This window comes from Kiloniella antarctica, assembly GCF_042682825.1.
Classification (GTDB): Bacteria; Pseudomonadota; Alphaproteobacteria; order Kiloniellales; family Kiloniellaceae; genus Kiloniella; species Kiloniella antarctica.
Map to the genome: position 1 here is coordinate 75,901 of NZ_JBHUII010000006.1, position 9,897 is coordinate 85,797.

Here is a 9,897-nt window from a genome sequence, read left to right on the forward strand (position 1 = left end):
TCAGATACCAGTTTGGCCCGATGCGCATCACAAGCGGGTTTCGTTGCCCAAACCATCCAGAAGAGCGCAAGAAAAAACGTGGTGGCGCCCACTCTATCGGCCATGCGGCTGACATCTCTTACTCAAATGGCTCACAGCTTTATATCCTGATAAGCCAAGCGCCGAGAGTTGGGATGAAAGGCATAGGCACCGGAAAGAGCTTTGTTCACCTGGACGATAAACACCCTTACTTAGATCGCGGCAACGGTGTCGCTTGGACGTACTGAAAAGGAGTACACTAACCATGAAACGCATATTGATGACAGTCGCTCTTGTAGCGGCTTTTTTTATGTCTGCTTGTACGACGCCAGAAGGCAACAAGCTCTCGACTGAACAGCAAGTGCAAATCACTTGCGAGGGCATTATCTCAACCGTTCGTATCCTGTCCGGATACCGTGCGGCCGGCCAATTGTCAGATCAGACGATCAAGACCGTATCGGACCTGATGCCGTCCACAGTCAAACTCTGCTCTGGTGAGGTCACTGACTACGAAACAGCACTCCAGACCCTACAGGAGACCGCCTACATTCTCCTAACCGTCAAGAAAGGTGTAGAAGCATGAACCCCGCAACAATTGCAACTGTAAACGCCCTGATCGAAATCGGCCTGTTTACTTTCAAATCCATCCGCGCCGTTCAAAACGGTGACAAAACGCCTGATGAAATCCGTGCAGAGTGGAAACCAATTTCCGCAAAGCTGGATGACGCTTGGGCAGAATGGGAAGCGGCGGGTAAGTAAGTGGTGTATTTCCCCCGGTATTCAACGACAGACCCGGCTTTAAGGTGGTGTACAACTAAGCGTGTTTGGATACTGCTTGAGCCGATCACGGTTTATTTTGTGGATGATCGAGGGCTTCGGTTCTCGTTCACCGTTCCAGTTGGGTTTGAAACTGACCTGGCTTCTATACCTCGGTTGTTGCGTGGGTTTATCCCCCAAGTTGGAAAACACATTCTACCCGCTATTATTCATGATTGGTGCTACCGCGATAAATCTATGATGTGGCTAAATAAAGACGATTCTGACATGCTGTTCCGTGTTGGCATGGAGCAAGCCGGGGTAGGGCGGTTACGTCGTACTCTCATGTATTCGGCGGTTAAATACTTTGGGGGCTGGAGTTATCAGTCGGAAAGTCCAATTTTATAGCAATAACGCCTCGGGTTAGGAAGATTATGATATTCAACGATCTTTACAGATCGCCCGTTTGTATCCAGTTCGTAAGTGCGCTGCAATGAGGCGCCTATCTTTGTTTTTACAATTATTTCGGCATCAATAATACTTGCGGCGTTAAAGCTTGCGTTCCGCTCACTCAAGTCTCCGTCATTATATATGATATAGTTGTATCTTGGCATAGTTGCTCCATTATCATCGCTATACCTTAGTTGAATATCCCGCCCGATCCAGCTAAAAGAGAGAATGCTTAAATCTCTCAAACTATCCCTTCTAGTTCTTTTAATCTCAGCCCCTGCACTGGCCGATGGCCTTGCTGTCCCCGCAGATGTTATATCCGTTTATGACGGCGATACCTTCAAAGCTAATGCTCATCCTTGGCCCGGTATGACTATGAATGTCTCGATCCGGGTTAACGGTGTTGATACTCCTGAGATTAGAGGTAAGTGCCAGGCTGAAAAAGATACAGCTATAGCGGCCCGTGATTATGTCCGCGAAGTTCTTGGGGAATCAGTGATACTCAAGAACGTTAAACGTGGCAAATACGCCGGGCGGGTTGTCGCTGATGTGTATCTTGAGGACGGGCGCAATCTTACAGAGCTATTAATTGCTGCTGGATTGGGTCGGGCTTACGACGGCGGGAAAAGGTCGGGGTGGTGTGACTGACCATACTCCCCTCACGTCGAAAATGGCACCTCGCTCACTCTGCAAACAGTATATCAACTTCAATTCCTTGTTCGTCCAGAAGCTCTCGCGCTGTCAAAGATGCGATCTGGTGAGGGCCAACAAAAGGCCCTAACGCCTTACCCCTTGTCGGCAAATTCTGCAACTTTGACCTAAGCTGGTCATTGCTTTTGTATACGATCAAAACGCCATCGCCTTCCTTAACGTCCTCAACCATGTTATCGGTCATAACGTCGATATCATCCCTAATAAGGTGAAGGGCCTCTTCAACGTCGAGCGGTATAGGTGCGTCGCCCTTCATCCATCGCCGCGCTTGTCGCTCTTTTACCCCGCCCAGTTCTGCAAGATCGGTTTGTGACAACCCAAGAGATCGAACCATACAGACCAGTTCTGCGTTTTTCATTTACTTTCCTTTAAAGTCGGAATGACGGGCCTTGCGACCCGCCAAAGATTTTAATCTTGAAGGTATTCTGCAATTTCTTCGTCGGTAGCTGGAATAATTTCATCAGCCCCACGGCCTAAACCTTCGTCACGAATCTCGTTGAAAGAATTGCCGCCGTCCATACCTTGCAAGATTTGACCAGCTTCAAAGGCGTCTTTAGCAACAATCTCGATAGCATCTTCAAGGCCTGTGTTGAACTGGTTAAGGATCTCGGAATTGTTTTTGAAGATGAATTTTGAAATAGTCATTTTTTTCTCCCTTGGAGTTTGGAGGAACTATTCCCTCCTTCTGATTATTAATATAAGACCGGAAAGAGGTCTTTTCAACATGTATTGTGTATTTAATTGAAGATTTTTCATGTTCCCTATATGTTCTAATTATGACTCACTCTTCATACATCACCAACATTGGCAACCCTTATCAACCGACCTATAAATTCACCGTCTACGACCACACTGGCAGGATTGTGAAAAAGGAAGTGTTTGATAAAGTCGATATGGAACGGCCCGCCCTTGAGTATGCGTATCGGTTATTGGATGAACACACCCGCGACGGCCTTAGTGGTATGGTTGGCATTACCGGTCCGAACCTGCACAAAGTCATCTACAAAAACCAAGGCGATCTTGAGCCAACGGAATCTGAAAACGACGAGGGGATTGGTTGGGTGGATTGGGAGTGAATTGCTTAGTTAATCATGCGATGCATGAAAAACTCACGAAAACAACGAGTAGGGCGATTTAGTTAAATTGTTGTTTTGTTTGGAAGAAAAATGGTGCCTCCGCCAGGACTTGAACCCGGAACCCCCTGATTACAAATCAGGTGCTCTACCAGTTGAGCTACAGAGGCACATAGGTCGATCACGCTCTGTTAGTGTTTGACCTCTCTGGGAAGTCAGCGTGTCGACGAGGCGGAATTTAGGTGATTCGTTTGAAATACTCAAGAGGAAAATGACAAAAAAATAAATTTTTTTAATTTTTATATAAGTTATTGATATTAAATAGTAAAATTTAACGATGTTTGTTGTTCGGTGCTTGCTGGCTTCATTCTTCAGGATTTTAACATTGGAAATTTAGTATCATCAGTGGTCGGTCAAGATTTGTTAACCATAATTAAGAATCGGTTGTGCATTATTAATAGACTGATTTTTATAGGGAAACTAGGTTTGCGAATGTAATGGTTAATTTTGTGTAAAGTTTTTCGTCACAGGAATGCCCTAGTAATGCCCCCACCATGTTACACACTTATTTCGATAAAGCCCTTAGTATGAACTTCATCACAGGATGGAAAAATCAAGGGTACTACCAATGGAAATGAAAACCGAATTTTTTGATCACAAAACCGTTTTATCACTAGAGGGTATAGATCTTACGACAGCTGCGCGTCAGGTATCATCTGTTCTGCCTGTACGTGGACGCCTGTCTTATGGGGATTTGATGGATATTGATTTATGCTCTGCGCCACTTTTGGATACTGCGGGATTAAGTGATGTGCTTAGCGGTGATCTTTCCGGCTTAGTTGTTTGATTTACCAAGTTCCTGTTGATCTAAAGGTGTAATAGCTCGCGCTCTGAGGCTCCTCGCTGCGGTGAAGTACGATAGTACTGTCGTGGTAACTTCTTAAAAACCTTCTTAAGCTCCCTTGCTTAAGAAGGTTTTTTTGTATTTTGAGTTGTTGTTTTGAAGGCTGTATAGGGAATTCTAAAAGGCAGCTGAATAAATCAACTGCCTTTTAATTCGTTTGGATACCTCGGCCTTTAAAAAAATCCGACCTAATTAACTGGGAGGATCAGTTTACTTTCTTAGGCGACCCTATTGGGCGAGTGCTTTAGCGCCAGGCACATATTCCATACCATGGGCTTCTGCAACGGGTGCGCAGGTTATTTTGCCAAAGGCAACGTTCAGACCTTCCATGAGGTGTGGATCATCAGCCAGAGCTTTTTTGTAGCCTTTGTTTGCCAGAGCGAGTGCGAATGGCAATGTTGCGTTGTTCAACGCAATTGTTGAAGTCCGCGCAACGGCACCAGGCATGTTTGCAACACAATAATGGATGATGCCATCAACTTCATATGTTGGGTCTTGATGAGTTGTCGCATGTGATGTTTCAAAGCATCCGCCTTGGTCAATCGCGATATCGACAAGTACAGACCCCGGACGCATTTTGCCGAGAAGTTCACGGCTGACAAGTTTAGGAGCTGATGCACCAGGAACCAATACAGCACCGATCACAAGATCAGCATCGGATACATATTTTTCGATTGCATCAACTGTGGAGTAAACCACTTTTAACTTATTGCCATAAAGGCTGTTAAGTTCGTCTATACGGGGGAGAGACCGATCAAGGATCGTAACTTCAGCTTCTAGACCCATCGCCATGCGGGCAGCATGAGTGCCGGATACACCACCACCGATGATAACAACTTTACCTGGCGCAACACCTGGTACGCCACCGAGGAGAACACCAGAGCCATTTTGAGCTTTGTGCAAACAGCTTGCGCCGACATGAACCGACATGCGGCCTGCAACTTCTGACATAGGGCGCAACAGAGGAAGCGTGCCTTTTTTGTCGGTCACGGTTTCGTAAGCAACAGCAACACAACCGGATTTAACCAGACCATTCGTCTGAGGGGCATCTGGTGCTAAGTGTAGGTATGTAAATAGCAGCTGGCCTTCTCGAAGTTGTTTGTATTCAACTTCCTGTGGTTCTTTGACTTTAACCACCATTTCCGCTTGAGCAAAAATTTCTGCGGCGGTTGCAACGATGGACGCACCAGCAGCTTCATAATCAGTATCTGTAAAGCCAATGCCACCCCCGGCATTGGTCTCTACAATAACCTGATGACCGTTGTGAACGAGCTCACGTACCGAGCTTGGGACCAAACCAACACGATACTCGTGGTTCTTGATCTCCTTGGGAACACCAATCAACATGTTTTCTCTTTCCTTATCTGTCGCACAAGCGCTATTCCTCTTTTTTTATTGAGGTTATTTCTAGCAACGAGTTCTTAGTAGGTGCAGACCAATCATTTTGATGGGTCCACACCGATTATCTACGCTGTATTTTACAGGCAGCTAGTCCAAATCATTTAGTACGTTCTGGATTGTTTCAAAAATTTGGTCAATTTGACCTTTTTCGATAATCAATGGTGGAGATAAGGCAATGATATCGCCAGTTGTTCGGATGAGAACGCCTTTTTCAAAGCATTTACGGAAAGCTTCGTAAGCGCGTTGTCCGGCAGCTCCTGGGCGTGGTTCCAATTCAATCGCGCCGATCAGTCCCAGGCTGCGTATGTCGACGACATGACGTGTACCTTTGAGAGCATGTGCAGCATTACCCCAATAGCTTTCCAATCCTTGAGCACGTTCGAAGAGGCCTTCTTCTTTGTAAGTTTCCAGGGTAGCAAGACCAGCAGCCGCAGCCACAGGATGTCCAGAGTAGGTATAGCCGTGGAATAGTTCGATTGAGCTGTTTGGATCTTTATCAGCAGCTTGTTCAAACGCATCATAAATGCCTTCGCGGCAGATAACACCACCCATTGGGATCGTTCCGTTGGTCAGTCCTTTGGCGCAGGTGATAAGGTCAGGCTTGACGCCGAATTTATCAACAGCGAAAGGTGTCCCAAGGCGGCCAAAGCCTGTGATAACTTCATCAAAGATCAGTAGGATGCCGTGTTTGTCACAAATGGTACGAAGTTTTTCCAGATATCCTTTTGGTGGCATTAGTACGCCTGTGGAACCAGCCATTGGTTCTACGATGACAGCGGCAATTGTGGAGCCATCATGTAGAGCGCAAATGCGTTCCAGGTCTTCGGCAAGGTGTGCGCCCCATTCAGGTTGTCCAACAGTGTAAGCTTGTTTTTCCAAATCATGGGTGTGTCGCATATGGTCAACACCAGCAAGCAGAGTGCCAAAAACATTACGGTTTTTAACAATGCCGCCGACAGATATACCGCCAAAACCCGTACCGTGATAACCACGTTCACGTCCGATTAATCGGGTACGTTGTCCTTCGCCGCGAGCTCTGTGATAGGCAAGGGCAATTTTGAGCGCTGAATCTACGGCTTCTGAGCCAGAATTGGTAAAGAACATGTGGTCGTAACCATCAAGCATTGATGTTACGCGTGAGGCGAGTTCGAATGCTAGTGGGTGACCAAGTTGAAAGGTTGGAGCAAAATCAAGTTTTGCAACTGTTTCTTGAACAGCCCTTGTAATCCGTTCGCATGAGTGTCCTGCATTGCAGCACCAGAGGCCCGCAGTTCCGTCCAGAACTTCGTTACCTTCTATTGTGGTGTAATGCATACCCTTGGCGCTGGTTAGCAAGAGGGGCTCTTTCTTGAATTTACGATTCCAAGTATAGGGCATCCAGAAAGCATCCAGATTGTTTGGTGATCGGTCGAAATCTTTATTTAAAGGTAGGTCACTCATTTTTCCTGCCTCCCATGTTCAGTGTTTCACTTGATGCTTGTGCACCGCTTTTAAGAACCATACATGATTAAAAAAATAGGCAAAAGCCCCTTTTTTATACCAATAGTATGGTTTTATTGTTAATAGTGTTAATAATAATAAGCAAGAAAGTGAAAATGATGGAAGATGAGGATTTTGACCTAGGTTTGCGCCTTCGTGCTTTACGGCAAATGAATGGATTGTCGCAGCGTGAACTTGCGAAAAGAGCTGGAGTCTCTAACGCGGTAATCTCTCTGATTGAGCAAAATAAAAGCAGCCCTTCTGTTGGGGTGCTAAAAAAGGTGTTGGCGGGAATACCGATATCTGTTTCTGCATTTTTCTCTGAAGACCTTACTCCGAGACAAAAGGTATTTTATCGCGCGGAAGATCTTACAGAGATCGGGAGCGGGAAAGTTTCTTATCGCCAAGTTGGTCGTGATTTAAGTGATAGAGCGCTACAGGTTTTACACGAAAGGTTACAGCCGGGTGCCGATACAGGAGAAACACTTTTGCGTCATGAATCTGAAGAAGCAGGAATCATTGTAAGTGGCGAAATTGAATTAACGGTGGGGGATCAGCGTAAAATCCTAAAAGCAGGTGATGCTTTTTATTTTGATAGCCGTATTCCACATCGATGGCGCAATCCGGGGGAGAAAGAGGCTGTCATAATGTCGGCCTGCACCCCACCTACTTTTTAGGGGGCGTGAAAATTAGTTGCCAATAAAAATTAATCACCAGACAGCATGAAATCAATTTGAGCGAGAACATTAACTTCGAGTCTTGCGGCTTGTTCCTCAGTAAAGACACCTGTTTTCAAAGAGGCAAAGGCAATGTTGACGAGAATTATGCCTAATCTATTTGCGATGAACTCTTGTGTTTCAACTTTCTTGAACAAGCCTTCTTCGCGCCCGCGTTCTAAAACTGCAGTTAGTTTCTCATAGTAAGGATATAGAATGTTTTCACTGTCATTGAGGGCGTCTATACCTCGAGGTGCGGCGAAATCTGCCAGAAGAACCAATACGTGTGCTCTATTGGTTGTGTATCGCTTTACCATCAAACGGGTGTGTTCTCGTAAGGCTTCTTTAGGGGGAAGATTTTCGATTTGATCAAAATCGGCGACGATCCCTTCGAAGATTCGCTTTCCGATTTCAAGTAAAACAGCGCCACGTCCAGCAAAGTGGGCATAGAGAGAAGGTAACTGAATGCCAATTTCTTTTGTGATGTCCTTGAGCTTGAGTCCTTCGACGCCATGAAGTGCAACCAGCTGTTCGGCAACATCAATGATGAGGTCACGAGTGCTTAGGGAGCTGGATAGGTATTTGTTACGCTTTGGTGGCGGCATGATGGGAACTTTTGCTCAATTTTTATAACAGGAACGCGGAATTCTGAGTTGGTATATTCTTGTGTCGTGTGGCGCTTTTGCGCTCATTGATTATGATTAATCCTAATTGAATTAGGAAGATCTTGCAAATCTAGGTACTCAATTTGTCGTATACCCTGATTATGACCTGTTGCGCAAAAAGACCGGTAAAAGTAAGTTTTCTATAGGATGAAGGTGATGAGCATATTTTTGCTCATCACCTTGTAGGTAATTGATTTTATTGCATAAAAATTGAGACGCAAACTGTTATTTACTTTACCCGGGCCGTTTCATAGAGGGCGACAGCCGCAGCGCTGGATACATTAAGAACCCCGAACGAATCCTGAGTAGGGAGGTTAACAAGCATGTCGCAATGTTCGCGGGTCAGGCGACGCATACCTGTTCCTTCTGCTCCCATGATTAAGGCTATCTTACCGTTTGCAGGGAGAGCTTCTGATATTGTCTTCTCTCCTTCACCAGCAAGACCATAACACCAAAAGCCAGCTTCTTTTACCTGCTCTAGCGCACGGACCAGATTGGTTACGCCGATATAGGGGATCTTTTCCAAGGCACCAGAGGCAGCTTTCGCGAGAGATCCTGTCGGTTGAGCAGAGTTTCTATCTGTCGTAATTACGGCTTTTGCGCCAAAGGCTGCAGCTGAACGAAGAATAGCACCTACGTTTTGTGGGTCAGTTACTTGATCAAGTATAAGAATGACGTCTCTTCCTTGCTGTTGGAACTCCCAATCTTCTTTATCTTTTTTTCCAGCAGCCCTATCAGCAAGACCAACTTCTGTAAGGATGTCTTCTATGTATACTTCTTCAAGGGCGGAAGCTAAGCAGGCGATGCCCTGATGAACGGCTCCGGGGGGGAGAAGTTCGTTTAGATCATTGTTAGCGATTAGGTCTGCAACGATTTTGCGTTCTGTTTGGTATGCAATTTCAGCCAGTTCCGATTCTAGCTTAGCTTGGGTATCTGGCGTGATTGCGAATCGTTTAATCGTACGATTTGGATTCCCAAGTGCGGCAAGGACGGCGTGAATACCATAGAGCCATAAATTTCCGGCTCCAATGCCATCTCTTCTACTGGGGCGCTGTGAAGCGCTCTTTTTTCGCAGTTTTTTGGGCTTTGCCATGACAGTCTTTTGCTCCTGGGTTTCTGTTTAACGGTCTATATGACAGTTAGGCGCGAAGAAAAAAACACTAATGATGATATTTTTATAGATCTTACCGTTGACATCCGTCTGGAAATGAACATATTTCGCATCATCAACGCACACCGAAACGCTCGGTTGCTGAAGCCTCTACCCTGGGGCAGCGTGGATAAAATGGAGGGATGCCCGAGTGGCTAAAGGGGGCGGACTGTAAATCCGCTGACGTACGTCTACGTTGGTTCGAATCCAACTCCCTCCACCATCCACATTCAGCAGGTAAGCAAATTAGGTTTCGCGATGTATGCGGGTGTAGCTTAGTGGTAAAGCCCTAGCCTTCCAAGCTAGTTATGAGGGTTCGATTCCCTCCACCCGCTCCAAATTTTATTCCCCGAAGCTCGCATGCTTTAAAGTGCGGGCTTTTAATGTATTTGAGCTAAGGACGCGTGGTCGTCCATCGGAACTGGAATTAGGCGATATGGCTAAGGAAAAGTTTGAGCGGACGAAACCGCATTGTAACGTAGGTACTATTGGTCACGTTGACCATGGTAAGACGACCCTTACAGCTGCTATTACGAAAGTATTGGCAGAGGCGAGTGGTGGTACAGCTACAGAT

General features: G+C 45.9%; 15 protein-coding genes and 3 tRNA genes. 11 read left to right on the forward strand and 7 right to left on the reverse strand.

Annotated elements, in window-relative coordinates:
- From ACFSKO_RS13530 to ACFSKO_RS13550, 5 genes are all read left to right on the forward strand, one after another.
- Nucleotides 1–266, forward strand: a 266-nt coding sequence (locus ACFSKO_RS13530; RefSeq protein WP_380252484.1) for a D-Ala-D-Ala carboxypeptidase family metallohydrolase, incomplete at its 5' end; no start/stop codon positions are given.
- A gap of 17 nt (nucleotides 267–283) precedes the next feature.
- Nucleotides 284–601, forward strand: a complete 318-nt coding sequence (locus tag ACFSKO_RS13535; RefSeq protein ID WP_380252486.1) for a hypothetical protein — start codon at nucleotides 284–286, stop codon at nucleotides 599–601.
- Nucleotides 598–777: a hypothetical protein gene (locus ACFSKO_RS13540; protein WP_380252488.1), complete on the forward strand. Its 180-nt coding sequence runs from the start codon at nucleotides 598–600 to the stop codon at nucleotides 775–777. Before ACFSKO_RS13535 ends, ACFSKO_RS13540 begins: the two co-directional genes overlap by 4 nt.
- Nucleotides 778–1,182 carry a DUF1353 domain-containing protein gene (locus tag ACFSKO_RS13545; protein ID WP_380252490.1) on the forward strand — a complete coding sequence of 135 codons (405 nt, stop codon included), beginning with the start codon at nucleotides 778–780 and terminating at the stop codon, nucleotides 1,180–1,182.
- Nucleotides 1,183–1,452: 270 nt separating this feature from the next.
- Nucleotides 1,453–1,872, forward strand: a complete 420-nt coding sequence (locus tag ACFSKO_RS13550; protein WP_380252492.1) for a thermonuclease family protein — start codon at nucleotides 1,453–1,455, stop codon at nucleotides 1,870–1,872.
- Between the two features lie 34 nt (nucleotides 1,873–1,906).
- Here the strand turns inward: ACFSKO_RS13550 and ACFSKO_RS13555 are convergent, their stop codons facing one another.
- Nucleotides 1,907–2,293, reverse strand: a complete 387-nt coding sequence (locus tag ACFSKO_RS13555; protein ID WP_380252494.1) for a helix-turn-helix domain-containing protein — start codon at nucleotides 2,291–2,293, stop codon at nucleotides 1,907–1,909.
- Nucleotides 2,294–2,343: 50 nt separating this feature from the next.
- Nucleotides 2,344–2,580, reverse strand: a complete 237-nt coding sequence (locus ACFSKO_RS13560; RefSeq protein WP_380252496.1) for a hypothetical protein — start codon at nucleotides 2,578–2,580, stop codon at nucleotides 2,344–2,346.
- 131 nt (nucleotides 2,581–2,711) lie between these two features.
- Here ACFSKO_RS13560 and ACFSKO_RS13565 point away from each other — a divergent pair, with 131 nt between their 5' ends.
- A complete protein-coding gene (locus ACFSKO_RS13565) occupies nucleotides 2,712–3,011 on the forward strand; it encodes a hypothetical protein (RefSeq protein WP_380252498.1) in 300 nt (99 codons plus the stop codon).
- Between the two features lie 91 nt (nucleotides 3,012–3,102).
- Here the strand turns inward: ACFSKO_RS13565 and ACFSKO_RS13570 are convergent.
- Nucleotides 3,103–3,178 (reverse strand) — tRNA-Thr (locus ACFSKO_RS13570).
- Between the two features lie 458 nt (nucleotides 3,179–3,636).
- Between ACFSKO_RS13570 and ACFSKO_RS13575 the strand changes: the two genes are divergently transcribed.
- Nucleotides 3,637–3,855: a hypothetical protein gene (locus ACFSKO_RS13575; RefSeq protein ID WP_380252500.1), complete on the forward strand. Its 219-nt coding sequence runs from the start codon at nucleotides 3,637–3,639 to the stop codon at nucleotides 3,853–3,855.
- A 285-nt stretch (nucleotides 3,856–4,140) separates the two neighbouring features.
- On the opposite strand, the gene ald is transcribed toward ACFSKO_RS13575, so the two are convergent.
- Both ald and aptA read right to left on the reverse strand, forming a co-directional pair.
- On the reverse strand, nucleotides 4,141–5,259 hold the full coding sequence (gene ald, locus ACFSKO_RS13580; protein ID WP_380252502.1) for an alanine dehydrogenase: 1,119 nt from the start codon (nucleotides 5,257–5,259) through the stop codon (nucleotides 4,141–4,143).
- 141 nt (nucleotides 5,260–5,400) lie between these two features.
- A complete protein-coding gene (aptA, locus tag ACFSKO_RS13585; protein ID WP_380252504.1) occupies nucleotides 5,401–6,753 on the reverse strand; it encodes an omega-aminotransferase AptA in 1,353 nt (450 codons plus the stop codon).
- A 155-nt stretch (nucleotides 6,754–6,908) separates the two neighbouring features.
- Here aptA and ACFSKO_RS13590 point away from each other — a divergent pair, with 155 nt between their 5' ends.
- Nucleotides 6,909–7,469, forward strand: a complete 561-nt coding sequence (locus tag ACFSKO_RS13590; RefSeq protein ID WP_380252506.1) for a cupin domain-containing protein — start codon at nucleotides 6,909–6,911, stop codon at nucleotides 7,467–7,469.
- Between the two features lie 29 nt (nucleotides 7,470–7,498).
- On the opposite strand, the gene ACFSKO_RS13595 is transcribed toward ACFSKO_RS13590, so the two are convergent.
- A complete protein-coding gene (locus tag ACFSKO_RS13595) occupies nucleotides 7,499–8,113 on the reverse strand; it encodes a TetR/AcrR family transcriptional regulator (protein ID WP_380252508.1) in 615 nt (204 codons plus the stop codon).
- Between the two features lie 289 nt (nucleotides 8,114–8,402).
- Complete coding sequence (gene rlmB, locus ACFSKO_RS13600) at nucleotides 8,403–9,266, reverse strand: 23S rRNA (guanosine(2251)-2'-O)-methyltransferase RlmB (protein WP_380252510.1); 864 nt, start codon at nucleotides 9,264–9,266, stop codon at nucleotides 8,403–8,405.
- Nucleotides 9,267–9,460: 194 nt separating this feature from the next.
- On the opposite strand from rlmB, the gene ACFSKO_RS13605 reads away from it, so the two are divergent.
- The 3 genes from ACFSKO_RS13605 to ACFSKO_RS13615 form a co-directional block, all read left to right on the forward strand.
- Nucleotides 9,461–9,546, forward strand: a tRNA-Tyr gene (locus ACFSKO_RS13605).
- A 41-nt stretch (nucleotides 9,547–9,587) separates the two neighbouring features.
- A tRNA-Gly gene (locus ACFSKO_RS13610) sits at nucleotides 9,588–9,661 on the forward strand.
- A 98-nt stretch (nucleotides 9,662–9,759) separates the two neighbouring features.
- Nucleotides 9,760–9,897 (forward strand): GTP-binding protein (locus tag ACFSKO_RS13615; RefSeq protein WP_380249488.1); only part of this gene is annotated, 138 nt, incomplete at its 3' end.

Excerpts from the sequence above, each read along its gene's own strand:
- ACFSKO_RS13535 (WP_380252486.1), top strand. The coding sequence starts at position 284 with ATGAAACGCATATTGATGACAGTCGCTCTTGTAGCGGCTTTTTTTATG.
- ACFSKO_RS13540 (WP_380252488.1), top strand. The coding sequence starts at position 598 with ATGAACCCCGCAACAATTGCAACTGTAAACGCCCTGATCGAAATCGGC.
- ACFSKO_RS13550 (WP_380252492.1), top strand. The coding sequence starts at position 1,453 with ATGCTTAAATCTCTCAAACTATCCCTTCTAGTTCTTTTAATCTCAGCC.
- ACFSKO_RS13555 (WP_380252494.1), bottom strand. The coding sequence starts at position 2,293 with ATGAAAAACGCAGAACTGGTCTGTATGGTTCGATCTCTTGGGTTGTCA.
- ACFSKO_RS13560 (WP_380252496.1), bottom strand. The coding sequence starts at position 2,580 with ATGACTATTTCAAAATTCATCTTCAAAAACAATTCCGAGATCCTTAAC.
- ACFSKO_RS13565 (WP_380252498.1), top strand. The coding sequence starts at position 2,712 with ATGACTCACTCTTCATACATCACCAACATTGGCAACCCTTATCAACCG.
- ACFSKO_RS13575 (WP_380252500.1), top strand. The coding sequence starts at position 3,637 with ATGGAAATGAAAACCGAATTTTTTGATCACAAAACCGTTTTATCACTA.
- ald (WP_380252502.1), bottom strand. The coding sequence starts at position 5,259 with ATGTTGATTGGTGTTCCCAAGGAGATCAAGAACCACGAGTATCGTGTT.
- aptA (WP_380252504.1), bottom strand. The coding sequence starts at position 6,753 with ATGAGTGACCTACCTTTAAATAAAGATTTCGACCGATCACCAAACAAT.
- ACFSKO_RS13590 (WP_380252506.1), top strand. The coding sequence starts at position 6,909 with ATGATGGAAGATGAGGATTTTGACCTAGGTTTGCGCCTTCGTGCTTTA.
- ACFSKO_RS13595 (WP_380252508.1), bottom strand. The coding sequence starts at position 8,113 with ATGCCGCCACCAAAGCGTAACAAATACCTATCCAGCTCCCTAAGCACT.
- rlmB (WP_380252510.1), bottom strand. The coding sequence starts at position 9,266 with ATGGCAAAGCCCAAAAAACTGCGAAAAAAGAGCGCTTCACAGCGCCCC.